Consider the following 17399-nt stretch of genomic DNA (forward strand, 5'->3'; position numbering starts at 1 on the left):
ATTCGACAGAGAACCATGCCTCACGTGGTGACGCAGGCCTGCTGCGGTGACGCCTCCTGCGTCTACGCCTGTCCGGTCAACTGTATTCATCCCACCCCCGACGAGCCCGGTTTCGGCACGGCCGAGATGCTGTACATCGATCCGCAGACCTGTGTCGACTGCGGTGCCTGCGTGAGCGCATGCCCGGTGGGTGCGATCAGTCCCGCACACCGGCTCGGCTCTGGTCAGGAACGCTTTGCCGACATCAACGCCGGGCACTACCAGCAGGACGAAACATCCTCGGAAGCAACCCGTTTCCCCGTCGACCAGCGCCGTATGCTGCCGCTGGCTCCGATCAGGCCGGCTCGGGCGCTGCCGACCGGGATGCGGGTGTCGGTGGGCATCGTCGGGTCGGGACCGTCGGCGATGTATGCCGCCGACGAACTGCTGCGGCACCGGGGCGTCTCGGTGACCATCTACGAACGACTCCACCAGCCGTTCGGGCTCGCCCGTTTCGGGGTGGCGCCCGACCACGCCGCGACGCGCACGGTGATCCGCCTCTTCGACGAGATCGCCCGCGACGACAGGGTGCAGATCAGGCTGAACACCGAGATCGGCCGTGACCTGTCGCTCGACGACCTTCGCGAACGCCATCACGCGGTCATCTGGGCGGGCGGGGCACCCACCGACCGTCGTCTCGACATCGACAACGCCGACGCTCAGGGTGTGCACTCGGCCACCTCATTCGTGGGCTGGTACAACGGCCATCCCGATTTCGCCTCGCTGACCCCACAACTCGGGTGCGACGAGGCGGTTGTGGTGGGCAACGGCAACGTGGCGCTCGACGTCGCCCGCATCCTCGTCACCGATCCCGAGCGGCTGGCGGAGACCTCGATCGCACCGGCCGCGCTGGCCGCGCTGCGCACCTCACGGGTGCGTCGCGTGACCGTTGTCGGCCGGCGCGGCCCCCGGCACGCAGCGTTCACGCTGCCCGAACTCGTCGGCCTGGTCGACGGCGGCACCCCCACCGTCGTCGACCCGCTCGGCGCCGAGGAACTGCGCGAGGCACACGAATGGGGCGACCTCGACACCACCACGCGCAGCAAGCTCGCCCTGCTGAGCGAACTGGTGGACGACGATGCACCCGCCGAGCCCCACATCCGGTTCGCCTTTCACCGGCGGCCGACGGCGATCGACGTCGATGAATTGGGACGCGCCGTCGGCATTTGTGTGACATCTCCCGGACCGGAACCGGCCACCGAGGTGTTGCCCGCGGGACTGATCCTCACCTCGATCGGCTACCGGGGGCGCGCCGTGGCGGGGCTGCCGTTCGACCACGACCGCGGCGTGATCCCCCATCGGGACGGCCGGGTGGTCGATGGGGACGTCCCGGTGCCCGGCATGTATGTCACCGGATGGATCAAGCGCGGTCCGTCGGGATTCATCGGCACCAACAAATCAGATAGCGCCGAGACAGTCGGCTCGCTGCTCGCCGATCTGGCGACCGCCGCGCCATTTGCTGAACTACGTTCGAAGCATGATCTCAGGGAAGCATCACTCGGCCGTCTCGGCACCGATGTACCGGCGCAGCACCGCCGACGCCGACCTCTCGGCGCTGCCCGCTGACGCACGCACCGCACTGCACAACTACGCGAGCGCCCACCGGCTCGAACTCGACGTCACGATGCCCGCATGGGTCACACGCAGCGAGAATCTTCCTTCGAGGTCGTGGATCGGTCGGCTCCTGGGACGCCGGGCCAATCCCGCCGACCCCGACGACGAGCACCAGACACTGGTGATCCTGCATCCGACCCACCTGATCGTGGAGGTGTCGGGGGCCGAACGTGGCATCACCGCCATGTCGGTACCACTGGCCTCGGCATCGATCGCCGACGCTCCCCCGAACTCCGGTGATCGGGGATTCACGGTCGACGGATGGGACAGCTCGGACGGCGCGGCAGGCACCTTTTTCATCGGCCTCGGACCCGAGGATGCCGGCACACGATGCGCGGAAGCGGTGCGTGCGGCGGTGGCCTCAGCGAAGAACGATTGACCCCTGTAGCAGGTGTTTTCCGACCCGACATCAGACCGGTGAATGCGGTTAAGGATAGCGAAAGTTACAGTTCGGTTCCTTCGATTCACATCCGTCCGTCGCGTATCGCATACGTAGCAACCCGCGAGTATTCTCATGCCGCGATAGGGGTGAGGATGAGCAGCACGTTGTCGCGGTTCGACTACATCGACGCAGCCAGGTCGACGGCCCAGAGCTTCGTCGAGATGACCCGGCGTGTCGACAACCCGGAGACGCGTCTGGGCGGCGCCGCGCAGTGGACGGTGGGCGATTGCGTGGGCCATGTGGCGTGTGAGCCGTCGCGCTACCTGGACCTGGCGCGCGGCGAGGCGTCGTGGCCGTGCCGCACCCGCGAACTCTTCGACGTGTACGCCAAACAGATCGCGAACGTGCCCACCCGGGATGTCGGGAGTCTGTGCGGCAAGCTGCTCGACGACCTCGACGAGCTTCTCGACCTGGTGAGCCACTTCGGCGCCCGCGTGCCGATGATGCAGATCGACTCGGGGCCCACCGTGCGGGCCGACGCGTCGCTGGGCATCCTCATCGGAGAATTCGCGGTACGCGGACACGACATCGCCCGGGCCACCGGCCAGCGCTGGGAACTCGACCCCGCACTCACTCCCCTGGTGGTGCGCGGACACCACGCATTGCTGCCGGTGTGGCGCGACGAGGGGGCCTGCCGTGAACACCACGCGACCTATGACTTGCGACTGCGCGGCTACGACGAGCGTTGCATCCTCGAATTCACCGGCGGTGCACTCGAAGTCAATCCCGCCGAGCACCGCGAGCCCGACGTCCACATCAGCATCGACCCGGTGGCGTGTCTGCTCGCCGGCTACGGTCGCATGTCACTTCTGCGTGCCGCGGTGACCGGGCGCGCGATGGTGTGGGGCGCCAAGCCGTGGCTGGCCACCGGTTTGGTCAAGCGCTTCGGGCCGACTGTCGGCTGACGCCGCGCGACCGTGAGCGCCCGTTGCGCTGCTGCTGCGGGCGCCGCCGCCCGGACGTGCCGCGGCCGCTACGTTGCGGCTGACGGGTGGGCGCCGCGGTCGGCGCCACCGGTGCCACGAACTCGGCGCGCTCGCCGATCAGCGCGGTAACGGCCGGGGCCGTCGACGACACTCGCTGCGGCTTCACCCCGATGGCGGCCTTGCGCAGGAGCTGTTCGAGGTCACGGCGCTGCTCGGGCAGGCACAGCGTCACCACGTCACCGGCGCTGCCGGCACGCGCGGTACGACCCGACCGATGCAGGAACGTCTTGTGCTCGGCCGGCGGGTCGACGTGCACGACGAGTTCGATGTCGTCGACGTGCACACCGCGGGCGGCCACGTCGGTGGCCACCAGCACGCGCACCCCACCCTCGCCGAAGGCCTTCAGGTTGCGGTCACGCTGCGGCTGACTCAGGTTGCCGTGCAGATCGACCGCCGGGATTCCGTCCGCGGTGAGCTTGCGGGCCAGCTTGCGCGCCTGATGTTTGGTGCGGGTGAACAGGATTCGGCGTCCCACACCCGAGGCGAGTTCGGTCACCACGGCCGACTTGTCGCCGGGGGCGACCTCGAACACGTGGTGGGTCAGCGATTCCACCGGCGAGGTGGCGTCGTCGACGGAGTGCATCACCGGGTCGGTGAGGAATCGGCGGACGAGCTTGTCGACGCCGTTGTCGAGGGTCGCGGAGAACAGCATGCGCTGACCGTCGGCGGGTGTGGCGGCCAGGATGCGGGTGACGCCGGGGAGGAACCCGAGATCGGCCATGTGGTCGGCCTCGTCGATGACGGTGATCTCCACATCGTCGAGGCGCACGATGCGCTGACGCATCAGATCCTCGAGTCGCCCCGGGCAGGCCACCACGATGTCGACGCCGCGGCGCAGGGCCTGCTCCTGACGTGCCTGTTTGACGCCACCGAACACGGTGGTGACGGTGAGGCCCATCGCCTGTGCGAGGGGGGTGATGGCGACGCTGATCTGGTTGGCCAGTTCACGTGTCGGCGCCAGGACGAGCCCGGTTGGGGCGCCCGGCTTGCGGGTCACCTCGAGTTCGGCCAGTCCGGCGACGAGAGGAATGGAGAATGCCAGCGTCTTTCCCGATCCGGTGCGCCCGCGGCCGAGGACGTCGCCGCCCTCCAGGGTCGCCGGCAAGGTCTTCTCCTGAATCGCGAATGCTTCGGTCTTGCCTTCGGCGGCAAGCACTTTGACGATCTCGGCGGGCACGCCAAGAGAACTGAAGTCGGTCATGAAACCAAGTCTTTCTGCATGTGGGCAGTAACGGACTCGATGCCGGTTGCTGCCACGGTGGCGAAATCGCGGGTGCGCGAATTCGTTTCGCCGTATGAAATGAAGATGCGTGGCGGTCGACCTTCCCGTCGGAGGGACCTGCCGCGAGGATCTGCGATCTACGACGCGTCGGCGCCACATCTCTGCGTGCCGATGTCACAACGCTACGCGAAATCGGCGTCGTGGCGCCAATCCGACGCGCCCCGCCGGACGCCCCTACTTCGCCTTCGCGTTCAGAATGCCTCGCTGACCAGCACCGCAACGGTGCCGGGCATCAGCGCATCGAAGGTGTGCTCTGCGTCACCAGGGTAGGAAAGGTAGTCGCCGGGACCGAGTTCGACGGGCGCATCGGCGGGCCCGACGAGCGCGCGTCCGGCGCAGAGCACCACATGCTCGGTGGTTCCGCGTGCGTGCGGACGCGAGGACCGCGGCGAGCCCGGTTCGGCCCGGATCAGGAAGAGGTCGCGCCGCGATCCGGGCGGCGCCGCCGAGAGCAGGGTGGTGGTGTAGTCGGCCACTGCGGCCGCGATCACCGTGCCCTCGCCGAATCGGATCAGCTCCACCGGCCGCGGCGGTGCGTCGAGGAGGTCCGAGAACTGGATCCCCAGGGCGGTGCTCAGCGCCCAGAGAGTCTCGATGCTTGGGTTCCCGGTTCCCGATTCCAGTTGCGAGAGAGTCGATTTGCCCACTCCGGCGCGTCGCGCGAGTTCGCCGATCGACAGGCCGGCGCGGGTACGTTCACGTTTGAGTGCCGCGGCGACGAGCACTGTTGGATTCGGAGTCATGGGGTGCGGCCCCCGAGACCGGGTGTTCGATATATCGTCCGATTGTTCACCTTGACGAACTGTGCCCATGTGTTCATCATAGTGGACATGCGTTCGTCATGGGAGAACCTCGGGTGGTCGACACTGCGGACCATCCTGGTCATCTCGCTGTCGGTGCTGGTCATCGGCACGTCGTATGGTGTCGCCGCGCACGGCGCGGGTCTCGCCTGGTGGCAGATCGTCACGATCGCCTGTCTGGTGATGGCGGGTTCGAGCGAGTTCGTCTTCGTCGGAGTACTCGCCTCCGGCGGAGTGCCGCTCCTCGGCGCGGTGGCCGGACTGGTGGTCAACACGCGCAACTTCGGGTATGGACTCGCCGTGGGCCAGCACCTGGGCCCCGGACTGCGCACCGCGTTCGGCGCGCATCTGATCAACGACGAGACCACAGCCGTGGCAACCGTCCAGCCCGATGCCGCCCGATCGCGCGCCGCGTTTCTCTGGTGCGGTGCCGGGGTGGCGCTCTGCTGGCCTGCCGGTGCTGCGCTGGGAGCCGTTGTGGGTCAGCTGATCTCGAGTCCCCAGGCGCTGGGTCTCGACGCGGCGTTCCCGGCTCTGCTCGCCGCACTTGCCGTCGGAGCACTCCGCGACCGACCCGCCGCACGAACACCCCTGGTGATCTCCATGGGTGTGGGTGCGGTGTTCGCGGTGGCGGTGACCCCGTTCGCGCCTGCCGGCGTGCCCATCCTGTGCGCACTGGCCGGCCTCGCCGCCGCCCGGCCCGAACCGGCGGCCACCACATGAGCCACGGCACCCAGCTGTTCCTCGCAGTGTGCCTGCTGGCAGTGGGTACCTACCTGCTCCGCCTGGCCGGCCCGGTGTTGCGCTCCCGGTTCCGCATGTCGGCTCGGTTGCGCGAGTTGATCGATCGCGCCGCGCTGGTGCTCCTCGTCGCCGTCGCGGTGACCGGCGCACTGTATGCCGGTCAGGATCTCGCCGGGTGGGCTCGGCCGGCCGGTGTGGCCGCGGGGGTGGCCGCCGCACTGTGCCGCGCACCGCTCATCGCGGTGGTGGCGCTGGCCGCGGGTGTGGCCGCAGCCTTACGAGCGCTCGGCGTCGCCTGAGGCGGTCTCATCGATCTCTCATCCGAAAACCCTTGTCGAGCAGGCAGACGGGCGCGAAGGATCGGGTGGTCCCCGGTCACCGGCGGGGAAGATCGTCGACCACAGGAGAACTCGATGCGCCCAGCGACCGCGTTGCGGACCGCGCTGCTCGTGGCTGTGACGGTATTCGGCTCGTTGGCCACCATCGTGTCAACCACCGTCGCCGCACCGGCCGACGCCGCACCCCGGCTGCCCACGTTCCCACTCGGTGCCGCGCAGTACACCGTGAACGTGAACAAGCCCGGCGGACCCGGCGGATATGTCTTCTACACCACCGGCCTGCCCGCGGCTGTTCCGCTGCCCATCGCCCCGCAGGCGCTGGCCGGTATCGATCAGTCGGCGATCATCGCCGACAAGTCCGGGCGGGTCGTCTGGCGCTACACCCCGCCGAACAACGAGGGCATCGAGAACTTTCGCACCCAGACCTACCAGGGCCGCAAGGTGCTCACGTGGTGGCAGGGGCCGGGTGCGGCCGGGCACGGCGCGGGGGCGGACTACATCGCCGACACCCACGGTCACGTGATCAAGACGCTCACACCCGGTGACGGACTCACCTCCGATGTCCACGAGTTCCGCCTGACCCCCGACGGGCGCGCGTTGATCACCTCGTATCGGGAAGTCGCCGCCGACCTGACCTCGGTGGGCGGCCCGCGCAACGGCACGATGCTCGACTGCATCGCCTCCGTCGTCGACGTGGCCACCGGACGCCCGCTGTGGCATTGGTCCGCGCTGGCACACATTCCCCTGTCCGAGTCGTCCGCGACGTACACCGGCCTACGCGGCGCGGGAACCTATGACCCGTTCCACATGAATTCCATCGCGCTCGACCCGAGTGGCAACCTGCTGATCTCGTTCCGCAACCTGAACGCGATCTACAACGTCGACATCGGAACCGGCGTGGTGAATTGGCAACTCGGTGGCAAAAGATCAAGTTTCGTCATGGGCCCGGGCAGCGACTTCTTCGGTCAGCACGACGCGGAGTACGCAGACCCGACGACGATCCGGATGTTCGACAACAACATCGACGTCGTCAATCAGCTCGGCGACTCCAGTATCAAATGGGTTCGCATCGACCCGAAAAGGCACACCGCGACACTGGTTCGCGCACAGGGACATCCGGGTGGACTCGCGACGGCGGCGACCGGAAACGCGCAGGCGCTGCCGGGCGGTTACACTTTCGGCAGCTGGGGTACCGCGCCGCATATCTCGGAGTTCTCCGCGTCCGGCGAGATGACCTACGACGCAACGCTTCCCATCGGTACCTACCGTGCCTACCTGGACAGCTGGCCGTGATGAGAGGGAAACACATGTCTCGAATGCTGGCGCTACTGGTGACCGCAACGGCCGCGGCAGCTCTGCTCGTCGCCTCGGGCGCGCAGGCGAACGCTGCACCGGGTGGTCGTGCCTGCGGCTGGACCCCGGTGGGCAATGTGCTCTACCCGGATCTCAATGCCCGCTATTGGCATGTGACGGTGCCGCTTTCGTCGGGACAGTCCGTGCGGGTGCAGGCCCGGTTCCCGCACTCCCGATACATGGCGTACGCCCTGCAGGGGCCGGGCGGATCGGGTGACGCGATCCACGACACCAAGTTGCGTCCCGATTCCGGATCGATCAATCCGTTCGTGGTCGGCGCGGACCGCAACGCGACGAACCGTTCGTACACGATGCGGGTGGTACCCGGCTCGGCGCCGACGACGGGAGGCGCACCCAACACCCTGTACGCGGGCCGGGCGTCGGGGTCACTGAACATCGTCTACCGGATCTACGACGTCGACCGCAACGTCGACCAGCGGACCGGCGGTGTCGGATTCCCGGCGGTCACCGTTGTCGATGCAAGCGGACACACGGTGTCGACGTGCGACGCGAACAGCGGCGGAGTGACCCCGGGAGCGTCGTTCGGTGCGCGGCCCGCGATTCCGGACGGTGTGGGAGCGTACGGCACCAACCCGCCCCAGTGGCAGAAGTTCATCAACACCCCGACCGTCTACACCCAACTCCTCCGCAGCGAGCTGCTCGGCGACGCGCTCTACGACCGGGCGAGCACGGCGACCTCAGGCGGTGAATCCGGTGGCCTCGGCGCCAATGTCGACAACCAGTACATCACCACGCTCGCCAATCCGCGCTACGGCAAGGTGCTGGTGCTGCGGGCCACGATGCCCACCCATCCCGAGACCTCGGCCGGCCAGACACCCATGGGGTCGGGTCAGGTGCGGTACTGGTCGATGTGCAGCGAGATCCTGTCCACCACGCAAGCGGTGGCGTGCGTCCCCGACCACGAGGTGCCCCTTGGCGCCGGACGGACGTTCACGCTGGTGATATCGGCCCCACAGGATCGTCCGGTCAATGCCACCGCCGCGTGCGGTGTGGCCTGGTTGCCGATGAGCAACGGACTCGGCACGGTGCTCATCATGCGCAACATGCTCGCCGATCCGTCGTTCGCGCAGAGCATCGCGCACGCATCGCTCAACCACGAGCAGGCAACGATGGGGTCGTACTATCCGCGGGGACAGTATCTTTCGGATGCGGCCGCGTTCGATCGACTCGGCTGCCATGCCGGTTGACACCGTCCGATGAGATATCCGACCACTCAGCGAATCGACACCGGCACGGTCCAGAGCGGGGCGTGCGGCTCGATCAGCCACAGGTGCACGGCGGAGAGCCGAATGATGCGCATGGTGCCGAAGATGAGCAGCGCGGCCAGCGGCAGTTCTGCCAGGAACGCCGTGAGCAGTGAGATCCACCGGTCGCCCGGGGCCGCGGTCATGATGTCGAACCAGGCGTCGCACACCAGCAGCACGCCCGTGGTGAAGCCTGCGAGGACCAGCATCTGACGGCGAAGCAGACCCAAGAGAGCGGTGGCCGCCATCATCGCCACCAGCAGGACATCGAAACCCACCCAGGTGACGGACCAGTTGTGTGCGACGTAATCCACCGGCAACGTGAGCGCGAGGAACACGACCCACGGGATCAGACCGATCGCACCGGCGGTCATCAGGCCGATACGAACGTTGCGGAGGCGACTGCGGACGATGGGGCTCGGCGCGATGTCGTCGAGCGGCCGCGACAGTCGAGCGATCAGATCCCGCCGCTCGTCCGCGGTCAGGCCGGCGATCCGATCGTCGGACAAGATCGAGTGGGTCATCAGAACTCCTCGGGTGGACATCTCCGTCCTACTCCCCTTCACGATTCCGGGCGAACCCATCTCGCATCCCCTGCGGTCACAGCAGTTCGATGGCACACCGAATCCCGGGCGCACGTGAGAGTTTCGCGTCCCGAGTAATCAACCGGGCGCCGAGATTCTCGGCCAGGGCGATGTACGCGGCATCGTGGCTGCTGACGTTCGCGCCGAGTTCTCACACTGGTTCGGCGACGAGTGCGAAGGGCCAGAATCTGATCGGGGCTCGCATCGCCCCGCCAAAGGCCGTGTCCGCTGCGGCCGCGGGGAGCAGATCGGCGTTGCGTCGCCGACGCAGAATATTGGCGGTCTCCACAAGGAGATGCTCGGGTGCGTGCAGCGTCGAACCTCGGAGACGATCGGCGATCGACGCCGAACCGTCCGGGTCGAGCCACAGCGACACCAGAACCGACGCGTCGATCACCAGGGTGGTCACCGGCGGTCGGCGTGCAGATCCTGAAGAACCTCACCGACACAGTCAGCACCGAACCGAAGATCCGCAACCGATCGAGAATCGGCGACAACCTGCAATGCCATCACCACCGCACCCCAGGGTTGACCACCAGGCTGTACCACGACACCCAGGACTGTCCGATCTGTGGAGCTAAGGGGAATCGAACCCCTGACCTACTCGATGCGAACGAGTCGCGCTACCAACTGCGCCATAGCCCCGTGCCGATTGCGCGCAACCGGCCGATGGACACTCTAACACCGCAGCCACTCACCCTCACAAACGCCTGGTCAGATGGTTGACCAGGGCCTCGCGCGGCACGTCGGATACGCTGCCGACGTGGCCCAGATGACCGACGAACAACTCGCCGTTGCCCTCGACCGCGCCATCGCGATCATCGACCCGGTGATCGATGTGCTCGTCGACGCCGACCCGCTTGGACTCAAGGCGCACACCTTTCACGACGATGTCGGCCACTCCCGGCTCGAACGAGCGCAGCATCTGCTCGCCGAAGGACTCGACGTCGCGGACTGGCCCGGCACCAAAGGGTGGGCGGAGCTGTCGATGAACGATCGCGCGAGCTGGTGGATCAACAGGATCGGCGCACTCAACACGGTCGCCGTGGCCTACCCGGGCATGTTCGGGGCGTGGGCCAAGGCGCTGCCCCTCGCGCTGACGCTGGGCTTTGCCAACCAGGCCATGGTGCTGATCGCCATCGCCCGCGAATACGGCGTCACCGACCGCACCGACCAGATCCGTCTGCTGGCCGCGGTGCTGAGCAATCGCGACCTCGACGCCACCACCGCCGACGCCCAAGCGGCGACGGCACTTCCGACGCAACCCCTCAAACGTGCATGGGCAATCTTCGTCGCCCCGTGGAAGATCGCTCAGATCCTGCGCAGGGTCAACGACGAACTGGGCAACCGCCCCAAGCCGGCGCGGCCGTTCTCACTGCTCGGTTACATACCGGTGGTCGGCGCACCCGCGCTCTACGTCGGCGAGCGTTTGGCGCTGTGCGACGCCGTGAAAGCCGGACGCACCTGGATCTCGCTGCACCCCGAGGCCATCTCGGTCAGCCGGCCACCCGACGGTAGTGTTCCTGATCCTCACGCATGACCCGACGTCGCTGGAACGGCGGTAGATGTTCGAATACAGGGTCCTCGTCGTCGATTTCGAGGACGGTGGCCCCGCCGGGGCGACGCAGCCGAGGCGGCGGCGGAGCGGCCGCGAACTCGGGGGTCTGCATCTGACGACGCTGCCGCTGCGCCTCTTCTCGCCGTGCCCGGGCGGCGCGGGCGGCCCGCTGCGCCCGGATGTGCTGTTCGGTCCGCACGGTGCGTCGTAGGTAGAACAGGTAGGCCAGCAACATCACACCGGTCACACCGGTGGCGATCCATCCGGCGAGCCCCAGGAAGACACCCGCCAGGATCGACACAATCACCAATCCCAGCAGCCCGAGCATCACACGCTGACGTTCGCGATACCGCAGCTGCGTGTCACGGGCGTCGAGCGAATACGCACTGCCGCGACGCGACTGCCGTTCCCGCGACCGGCTGGTCCGCTTCTCCGCGACGTCGTCGGAAGGCGCTACTTTCTCCTCGGGCGCAGACTCAGCGGACCTTGCAGGTTTGCGCTCGTAGTCGTCGACTTCGTCGAAACCCTCGGACTCGTCATCGATGTCGTCGTACTCGGCGTCATCGTCGTAGTCGTCGAACTCTGCCTCGTCGTACTCGGCGTCGTCCTCGTACTCGGCGTCATCCTCGTACTCGGCGTCGTCCTCGTAGTCGGCGTCGTCGTACTCTGCTTCGTCGTCGTACTCGTCGCCCTCGACATGCTCGTCGTCGTACTGGTCGTCGAGTTCGTCGTCGTCCGCAGCTTCGTCGACGTCGACAACTTCCTCGCCGTCGGCGCGCTCACCGTCGTCGAGATCATCGGCCGTGCCGTCTTCGACGGTGTCGTCTTCGGCCGTGTCGTCCTGTGTCGTGTCCGCTTGTGGTTCAACAACTCTTGCCACAGTTGCGCGACGGGTGGGGGTCTCGTCGACCTCGGCATCCGACTCGTCGTCAACGTCGTCGTCGTGGTCGACCTCGTCGTCGAGCGTCGCTGTGGCCGAACGTGCGGTGCGGCGCGACGTCCATGACGGGTCGTGCGGATGCGATCCGGCTGACCGTCGTGCAGAGGTGCGGGTACGGGTGCCGCCGCGATGCAACAGGCGGGTTTTGCGTGCGGCATCGGTGGACTTGCGCATCTGTGGCCGCCCCTTGATGACCATGGGGACAAGGACGAACAGCCACACCGCGACGAGGCAGACCCACAGGACGGAGTTCGGCATTCGACCTCTCCCTTCAATCACTCTGGTTACACCGGACCACTGCACAATCTATGGCCGCGATAGCGCAGGGCTGCGCAGACGCGCCGCAGCCGGCCCAGATTGGGGTCGATTCACACGGCTTTCTCAGTCGCCGACTGGGCAGCAGCGCGCCACGCAGTCCCCGAAAAGCGCCCAGGCGCCGCACACGCAGGTCGACGCTTGCCTACTCCGCGACGAATCGCGCGTCCACAGACACCGAGATCTCGATGTCTCGCGCCCGTAGTTCCAGTGCCGGGGCCGATCCCCCGGGCGGTGCACCGGCAACCATGGCGCGCATAAGGTTCGGTTCCGACGGCAGCATGTCGGGATCGGCGAGTTGCACCGCCACCACCGGACCCCGTCCCACCGCATCGGCATATGCCTGCGCCTTGGACACCGCGTCGTCGACGGCGAGCTTGCGCAACTCGCGCTCGTGGCTCCGCCTGCTCTCGTCGGTCACATCCCAACGGACACCACCGATGTCGATGCCCTCCACCCCGGCCCACTCGTCGATGAACGCGCTCAGCCGCTCGAAGTCGACGAACTCGGCAGAGATACGAATCTGGGTGACGTACAACAGGTCTCGCGGTCGACCCTCGGGATCCACCGGGCGGTACGACCACACGTGCACCGAATCGCTGTGCCACGTCGACACCGCGTCGCTCTCTTCGGGTTCGGTCAGCGCAGCCGTGACGCGTTCCTGGACACCCACGGCGCTGCGGTATACCTCGTCGCGGTCGGTCCCCGAGAAGTCCGCGGTCAGTGACAACATCGCCCGTTGTGCGGTGTACCGACCACTCGCATGTCCGCGGACGACGATCTCCAATGCAGTCGACATACCGCGAAGCCTACGACCACCGTCGACGTCGGCACACACCCGAGTACTACAGAAAGCTCGCCCGCCCCGACCGCACCAGGCGCTCCGCGGCAGTGCCGGCCAACTCCTCGGCGGTGAGAGCGAACAGGATGTGGTCGCGCCAGCGCTTGTTGACGTCCATGTAGCGTTCCAACAGCCCTTCGCGGCGGAATCCGATCTTCGTCAGCACGGCCTGCGACGCCGCATTCGCCGGCTGCACGGTGGCGTCGAGGCGATGCAAACCCACCGGGCCGAAGCAGTGGTCGACGCCGAGAGCCACTGCGGCCGTGGCCACTCCCTGCCCGAAGTGGGCCTGATCGATCCAGTACCCGATCCACGCCGTCCGCACCGCGCCACGCTGGATGTTGCCGACGGTGAGTTGTCCGACGTATCGCCCGTCGAGTTCGATCACGAAGGGAAGAATGTTGCCCCGTTTGGCCTCCGACTTGAGCACCGCGAACAGCGGCGGCCACGACGCCGGCTGATGCCGTTCGGCCCAACTGCCCACACCGGTGGGTTCCCACGGCAACAACGAATTCTGGTTGCGGATACGCAGATCGCTCCACACCTTGGCGTCACGCAGTCGCACCGGCCGCAACGTGACGGCACCACCCCGGGCGACGAGCGGGCCCAACGTGGCGGGCCACCCGGGGCTCGCCTGAACACCGCTCAACCACGTGAACACGTGACCGAGTCTATTCGGTGTCGTCGCGGCATCGGCAGGATCGTCGGTACCGCCGAAAACTCCGGGTCAGCCCCGTTGGGCCAGGAACGCCACCTCGACCTCGTCGCCGGTGCCGAGTTCCTCTACGTCGGCGTCGACGATGATGAGGCAGTTCGCCTCGGCCAGTTCGGCAAGCAGATGCGACGACCCCGTCGGCGAGGCGCCGAGCACCTGCACGAGGTATTCCCCCGACCGTTCGTCGCGCATGAGTTGGCCCCGCAGATATCCCTTGCGGCCGGCCACCGAGGCGATGGGTCCGATCGTGCGGGCGGTGATCACCCGGCGCATCGGCTGACGTTTGCCGAGCGCGATCCGGATCAGGGGCCGCACCATCACCTCGAAGGTGACCAGCGCGCTCACCGGATTCGCGGGCAGCAGGAATGTGGGCACCTCGTCGCGGCCGAGACGACCGAAGCCCTGCACGGAGCCGGGGTGCATCGCGATGCGCACGATCTCCAGTTCGCCGAGGTCGGCGAGCGCGTCGGCGATGGCACGTGACGCGGAACCGCCGACCGCTCCGCAGATCACCACGATCTCCGACCGGATCAGTTGCGCCTCAACCACTTCCCGCAGTCGCGACGAATCCCGCTCGGCGATGCCCACCCGATTCACATCGGCTCCCGCATCGCGCGCGGCCGCGGCGAGTGCGTAACTGTTGACGTCGTAGATCTGGCCGGGGCCGGGGGTGCGGTCGATGTCGACGAGTTCGCTGCCCACCGAGATCACCGACAGGCGGGGCCGGGGATGGACCAGCACACGTGCCTGTCCCACTGCGGCCAGCAATCCCACTTGCGCCGACCCGATGATCGAACCGGCCCGCACCGCGACATCGCCCGGCTGTACGTCGTCGCCGATGCGCCGGACGTAGTCGCCACTGTCGACGCCGTGTCCGATCTTGACGCGTTGCTCGCCGCCGTCGGTCCAGCGCAACGGCACCACCGCGTCGGCCAGCGTCGGCATCGGCGCGCCGGTCTCCACCCGCACGGCCTGCTTGGGCTGCAGGCGCGTGGGGGTACGCGCGCCGGGACCCACTTCGCCCACCACCGGCAGCGAGACGATGATCGGCTCGCCCGCCTCGAGATCGACGAGTTCAGCGCCGCCGGCATCGAAATCTTCGAGTTGATCGGGTGCGGCGACCCCGGCAAGAGCCACGTCGACGGCGCGCACGGCGTAACCGTCGATCGCCGCCTGGTCGAAGCCGGGCATCGGGCGCTCGGTCACCACTTCCTCGGCGCACATCAAGCCCTGGGCCTCGGAAATGGCCACCCGGACCGGCCGCGGCGCGACCGCTGCCGCGGTGACGTGCGTCAGATGATCTTCGACGGACCGCATCTCACCTCACTCGCCTGCGTGCACAGTGCCCGACGTCCGACACGACGTTAGTCGGCGGGGACGCTTCGGTGGGGCAGGCGCGCGGTGAACCGGTCTGCGAGCGCAACTCGTCCGCGCTCGGCGCCGAGACGCTGCGACTAGTCCTGCGCGAGACGCGCGACGAGCCATTCGCGCAGATCGGGCCCGTAATCGTCGCGGTCGAGCGCGAAGTCGACTGCCGCCTTGAGGTAGCCGCCGGGGTTGCCGAGGTCGTGGCGGGTACCGCGGTGAACCACCACGTGGACCGGTTCGCCGTCGGCGATGAGCAGCGCGATCGCGTCGGTGAGCTGAAGTTCGCCTCCGGCCCCGGGCTTGATCCGCCGCAGCGCATCGAAGATCTTGCGGTCGAGGATGTAGCGACCGGCGGCGGCCAGGTTCGAGGGAGCGTCCCCGGGATCGGGTTTCTCCACCATGCCCTTGAGCTTCATCACATTCGGGTTGTTGGCGTCCGGCAGCGGCTCCACGTCGAAGACTCCGTAGGCGCTGATCCGGTCCTCGGGTACCTCGATGGCACACAACACCGACCCCCCACGACGCTGCCGGGTGCGGGCCATCACCTCGAGCACCCCGCCGGGCAGCACCAGATCGTCGGGCAGCAGTACCGCGATGGCGTCCTCGTCGTCGTCGAGGTAGGGCTCGACGCACCCCACCGCGTGTCCGAGACCCAGCGGCTTCTCCTGGACGACGGAGGCCACCTCGAGCAGCGACGGCGCCTTGCGCACCTTGGCCAGCATGGCGGCCTTACCGCGGGTGGCCAGGGTGTTCTCCAGGACGAGATCCTCGACGAAGTGGGCAACCACACCGTCTTTGCCCGGCGAGGTGACGATCAGCAGCCGTTCGGCTCCGGCCGATTTGGCTTCCTCGGCGACGAGTTCGATGCCCGGGGTGTCGACCACCGGGAGCAGTTCCTTGGGCACCGTCTTGGTGGCCGGGAGGAACCGCGTGCCCAGGCCCGCGGCGGGAACCACCGCGGTCCGCGGGATCGGCGGGGTGTTGGGCACCGCGGAGTATTCGGTGAATTCGTCGGGCGTCGTATCGCTGAGGCTTGACGTCATGCCCTAACCATAATGTCGGTTTCCGATCGGGGCCTGGCAAGTAGTTGCCCAATTTCGTAGAGACCTGCCGGACATCATTGGACGAACAAATGACCATGCCGTTCGATCGCGGACGAACGGGCGTTAAGGTTCACAGGAGGTCAATTGTCCACCGAGCGGAGGGCGTCGGGGTGCGCACGTTGAAAAGGCGCCTGCGTGACGAGTTCACCGATCGTCGGTCGTCGCTGTCGCCGTTCGTGCGCGAGCAGGCCGCCGCCGACCTCGCCGACTGGATCTACGCTGCGCCCTTCCGCCTCGAATACGACGTCACCGTGGGTGCGTATGTGCCGTTCGGCACGGAGCCCGGCTCACCCGCTCTGCTCGACGCGTTGCTCGATCGCGGCGTCACCGTGCTCGTCCCGGCCGTGCCGCCCGGAGATCCCGCTCCGCTGGACTGGGTGCGCTACGACGGCACCACCAGTATCGAACGCGGGCGGTGGGGCCTGCTCGAGCCGACCGGGGAACGCCTGGGCTCGCAGGCGATTCGTGCGGCATCGGTGATCCTGATGCCGGCACTGGCGGTCGACAAGAGCGGAGTGCGCCTCGGCCGGGGCGCCGGGTACTACGACAGGTCACTGTCGGGGCTTTCGGCCGATCTGGTGGCGGTGGTCTACGACGACGAAGTGGTGGACTCACTGCCGTCGGGCCCCTACGACGTGCCGGTCGGCTGGGTGCTGACGCCGGAGAAGGGGTTTGCCGAACTCGGCTGAGAGGCGATCACGCCGACGTCGAGGCGCTTTTCGCGGCCGTACCGGACGACGAACTCGACGATGCGGAATCGGCGGACTTGCTCGACGACTTCGTGTCGGATGAGGTGCTGGATTTCGAGTCGTTCGACGAAGAACTCGACGACGAAGAATCCGCAGAACTCGACTTCTCCGACGTGGAAGACGTCGAACGCGAGTCGTTGCGGTAGAAGCCGCTGCCCTTGAAGACGATGCCGACGGAGTTGAAGAGTTTGCGCAGCCGCCCCGCGCACTGCGGGCACTCGGTGAGCGCGTCGTCGGAGAACGACTGCACGATGTCGAACTTGTTGTCGCACTCCGTGCACGCATACGAGTAAGTGGGCACCGTCAACCTCCGTGGGAGTAGTAGATCGCTACCGATCATAACCGAGACTGGCACTCGGACAT

General features: G+C 67.4%; 19 protein-coding genes and 1 tRNA gene. 9 read left to right on the forward strand and 11 right to left on the reverse strand.

Features of this window, described 5'->3' with window-relative positions:
• Nucleotides 1-15: 15 nt before the first annotated feature.
• The 3 genes from ACWDTD_RS02880 (at nt 16) to ACWDTD_RS02890 (ending at nt 3000) form a co-directional block, all read left to right on the forward strand.
• Nucleotides 16-1605 carry a 4Fe-4S binding protein gene (locus ACWDTD_RS02880; RefSeq protein ID WP_449745559.1) on the forward strand — a complete coding sequence of 530 codons (1590 nt, stop codon included), beginning with the start codon at nt 16-18 and terminating at the stop codon, nt 1603-1605.
• Nucleotides 1517-2032, forward strand: a complete 516-nt coding sequence (locus ACWDTD_RS02885) for a hypothetical protein (RefSeq protein ID WP_449745560.1) — start codon at nt 1517-1519, stop codon at nt 2030-2032. The genes ACWDTD_RS02880 and ACWDTD_RS02885 overlap by 89 nt, the downstream gene beginning before the upstream one ends.
• A gap of 155 nt (nt 2033-2187) precedes the next feature.
• Nucleotides 2188-3000 (forward strand): hypothetical protein, encoded by an 813-nt coding sequence (locus ACWDTD_RS02890; protein WP_449745561.1) that lies wholly within the window; start codon nt 2188-2190, stop codon nt 2998-3000.
• Here ACWDTD_RS02890 and ACWDTD_RS02895 read toward each other — a convergent pair.
• Together ACWDTD_RS02895 and ACWDTD_RS02900 are read right to left on the reverse strand one after the other, a co-directional pair.
• Entirely contained in the window at nt 2972-4282 is a 1311-nt protein-coding gene (locus tag ACWDTD_RS02895) for a DEAD/DEAH box helicase (RefSeq protein WP_449745562.1), read from the reverse strand. The two genes, ACWDTD_RS02890 and ACWDTD_RS02895, sit on opposite strands and share 29 nt — an antisense overlap.
• A 272-nt stretch (nt 4283-4554) precedes the next feature.
• Complete coding sequence (locus ACWDTD_RS02900) at nt 4555-5106, reverse strand: helix-turn-helix domain-containing protein (protein ID WP_449745563.1); 552 nt, start codon at nt 5104-5106, stop codon at nt 4555-4557.
• Between the two features lie 87 nt (nt 5107-5193).
• Here ACWDTD_RS02900 and ACWDTD_RS02905 point away from each other — a divergent pair, with 87 nt between their 5' ends.
• The 4 genes from ACWDTD_RS02905 (at nt 5194) to ACWDTD_RS02920 (ending at nt 8806) form a co-directional block, all read left to right on the forward strand.
• Nucleotides 5194-5886 (forward strand): AzlC family ABC transporter permease, encoded by a 693-nt coding sequence (locus ACWDTD_RS02905; RefSeq protein ID WP_449745564.1) that lies wholly within the window; start codon nt 5194-5196, stop codon nt 5884-5886.
• Complete coding sequence (locus ACWDTD_RS02910; protein ID WP_449745565.1) at nt 5883-6206, forward strand: AzlD domain-containing protein; 324 nt, start codon at nt 5883-5885, stop codon at nt 6204-6206. The genes ACWDTD_RS02905 and ACWDTD_RS02910 overlap by 4 nt, the downstream gene beginning before the upstream one ends.
• A gap of 114 nt (nt 6207-6320) precedes the next feature.
• Complete coding sequence (locus ACWDTD_RS02915) at nt 6321-7538, forward strand: arylsulfotransferase family protein (protein ID WP_449745566.1); 1218 nt, start codon at nt 6321-6323, stop codon at nt 7536-7538.
• 14 nt (nt 7539-7552) lie between these two features.
• Complete coding sequence (locus tag ACWDTD_RS02920; RefSeq protein ID WP_449745567.1) at nt 7553-8806, forward strand: hypothetical protein; 1254 nt, start codon at nt 7553-7555, stop codon at nt 8804-8806.
• A gap of 26 nt (nt 8807-8832) precedes the next feature.
• Here the strand turns inward: ACWDTD_RS02920 and ACWDTD_RS02925 are convergent, their stop codons facing one another.
• From ACWDTD_RS02925 to ACWDTD_RS02935, 3 genes are all read right to left on the reverse strand, one after another.
• On the reverse strand, nt 8833-9387 hold the full coding sequence (locus tag ACWDTD_RS02925; RefSeq protein ID WP_449745568.1) for a hypothetical protein: 555 nt from the start codon (nt 9385-9387) through the stop codon (nt 8833-8835).
• Between the two features lie 211 nt (nt 9388-9598).
• On the reverse strand, nt 9599-9856 hold the full coding sequence (locus tag ACWDTD_RS02930; protein WP_449745569.1) for a PIN domain-containing protein: 258 nt from the start codon (nt 9854-9856) through the stop codon (nt 9599-9601).
• A 163-nt stretch (nt 9857-10019) separates the two neighbouring features.
• Nucleotides 10020-10092 (reverse strand) — tRNA-Ala (locus tag ACWDTD_RS02935).
• A 118-nt stretch (nt 10093-10210) separates the two neighbouring features.
• Here ACWDTD_RS02935 and ACWDTD_RS02940 point away from each other — a divergent pair.
• A complete protein-coding gene (locus ACWDTD_RS02940) occupies nt 10211-10987 on the forward strand; it encodes a hypothetical protein (protein ID WP_449745570.1) in 777 nt (258 codons plus the stop codon).
• On the opposite strand, the gene sepX is transcribed toward ACWDTD_RS02940, so the two are convergent.
• The 5 genes from sepX to ACWDTD_RS02965 all read right to left on the reverse strand — a co-directional run bounded on the left by sepX (nt 10944) and on the right by ACWDTD_RS02965 (nt 16227).
• The gene (sepX, locus tag ACWDTD_RS02945; RefSeq protein WP_449745571.1) at nt 10944-12203 is read right to left on the reverse strand and encodes a divisome protein SepX/GlpR; all 1260 of its coding nucleotides are present in this window, start codon (nt 12201-12203) and stop codon (nt 10944-10946) included. The genes ACWDTD_RS02940 and sepX overlap by 44 nt on opposite strands.
• Before the next feature lie 202 nt (nt 12204-12405).
• A complete protein-coding gene (locus ACWDTD_RS02950) occupies nt 12406-13059 on the reverse strand; it encodes an SIMPL domain-containing protein (RefSeq protein ID WP_449745572.1) in 654 nt (217 codons plus the stop codon).
• A gap of 46 nt (nt 13060-13105) precedes the next feature.
• Nucleotides 13106-13762: a GNAT family N-acetyltransferase gene (locus ACWDTD_RS02955; RefSeq protein WP_449745573.1), complete on the reverse strand. Its 657-nt coding sequence runs from the start codon at nt 13760-13762 to the stop codon at nt 13106-13108.
• 66 nt (nt 13763-13828) lie between these two features.
• Nucleotides 13829-15133: a molybdotransferase-like divisome protein Glp gene (gene glp, locus ACWDTD_RS02960; protein WP_449745574.1), complete on the reverse strand. Its 1305-nt coding sequence runs from the start codon at nt 15131-15133 to the stop codon at nt 13829-13831.
• A 137-nt stretch (nt 15134-15270) separates the two neighbouring features.
• Nucleotides 15271-16227 carry a UTP--glucose-1-phosphate uridylyltransferase gene (locus tag ACWDTD_RS02965; protein ID WP_449745575.1) on the reverse strand — a complete coding sequence of 319 codons (957 nt, stop codon included), beginning with the start codon at nt 16225-16227 and terminating at the stop codon, nt 15271-15273.
• 170 nt (nt 16228-16397) lie between these two features.
• On the opposite strand from ACWDTD_RS02965, the gene ACWDTD_RS02970 reads away from it, so the two are divergent.
• Nucleotides 16398-16976 carry a 5-formyltetrahydrofolate cyclo-ligase gene (locus ACWDTD_RS02970; protein ID WP_449745576.1) on the forward strand — a complete coding sequence of 193 codons (579 nt, stop codon included), beginning with the start codon at nt 16398-16400 and terminating at the stop codon, nt 16974-16976.
• A gap of 7 nt (nt 16977-16983) precedes the next feature.
• On the opposite strand, the gene ACWDTD_RS02975 is transcribed toward ACWDTD_RS02970, so the two are convergent.
• On the reverse strand, nt 16984-17337 hold the full coding sequence (locus tag ACWDTD_RS02975) for an FmdB family zinc ribbon protein (protein ID WP_449745577.1): 354 nt from the start codon (nt 17335-17337) through the stop codon (nt 16984-16986).
• Between the last annotated feature and the right edge of the window lie 62 nt (nt 17338-17399).

The organism is Gordonia sp. NPDC003425, from assembly GCF_053588635.1.

What these genes read in the sequence shown, in the direction of transcription:
- ACWDTD_RS02965 (WP_449745575.1), bottom strand. Translation starts at nt 16,227, where the DNA reads ATGACGTCAAGCCTCAGCGATACGACGCCCGACGAATTCACCGAATAC.
- ACWDTD_RS02920 (WP_449745567.1), top strand. Translation starts at nt 7,553, where the DNA reads ATGTCTCGAATGCTGGCGCTACTGGTGACCGCAACGGCCGCGGCAGCT.
- ACWDTD_RS02890 (WP_449745561.1), top strand. Translation starts at nt 2,188, where the DNA reads ATGAGCAGCACGTTGTCGCGGTTCGACTACATCGACGCAGCCAGGTCG.
- ACWDTD_RS02895 (WP_449745562.1), bottom strand. Translation starts at nt 4,282, where the DNA reads ATGACCGACTTCAGTTCTCTTGGCGTGCCCGCCGAGATCGTCAAAGTG.
- sepX (WP_449745571.1), bottom strand. Translation starts at nt 12,203, where the DNA reads ATGCCGAACTCCGTCCTGTGGGTCTGCCTCGTCGCGGTGTGGCTGTTC.
- ACWDTD_RS02885 (WP_449745560.1), top strand. Translation starts at nt 1,517, where the DNA reads ATGATCTCAGGGAAGCATCACTCGGCCGTCTCGGCACCGATGTACCGG.
- ACWDTD_RS02915 (WP_449745566.1), top strand. Translation starts at nt 6,321, where the DNA reads ATGCGCCCAGCGACCGCGTTGCGGACCGCGCTGCTCGTGGCTGTGACG.
- glp (WP_449745574.1), bottom strand. Translation starts at nt 15,133, where the DNA reads ATGCGGTCCGTCGAAGATCATCTGACGCACGTCACCGCGGCAGCGGTC.
- ACWDTD_RS02905 (WP_449745564.1), top strand. Translation starts at nt 5,194, where the DNA reads ATGCGTTCGTCATGGGAGAACCTCGGGTGGTCGACACTGCGGACCATC.
- ACWDTD_RS02900 (WP_449745563.1), bottom strand. Translation starts at nt 5,106, where the DNA reads ATGACTCCGAATCCAACAGTGCTCGTCGCCGCGGCACTCAAACGTGAA.
- ACWDTD_RS02925 (WP_449745568.1), bottom strand. Translation starts at nt 9,387, where the DNA reads ATGACCCACTCGATCTTGTCCGACGATCGGATCGCCGGCCTGACCGCG.
- ACWDTD_RS02910 (WP_449745565.1), top strand. Translation starts at nt 5,883, where the DNA reads ATGAGCCACGGCACCCAGCTGTTCCTCGCAGTGTGCCTGCTGGCAGTG.
- ACWDTD_RS02950 (WP_449745572.1), bottom strand. Translation starts at nt 13,059, where the DNA reads ATGTCGACTGCATTGGAGATCGTCGTCCGCGGACATGCGAGTGGTCGG.
- ACWDTD_RS02880 (WP_449745559.1), top strand. Translation starts at nt 16, where the DNA reads ATGCCTCACGTGGTGACGCAGGCCTGCTGCGGTGACGCCTCCTGCGTC.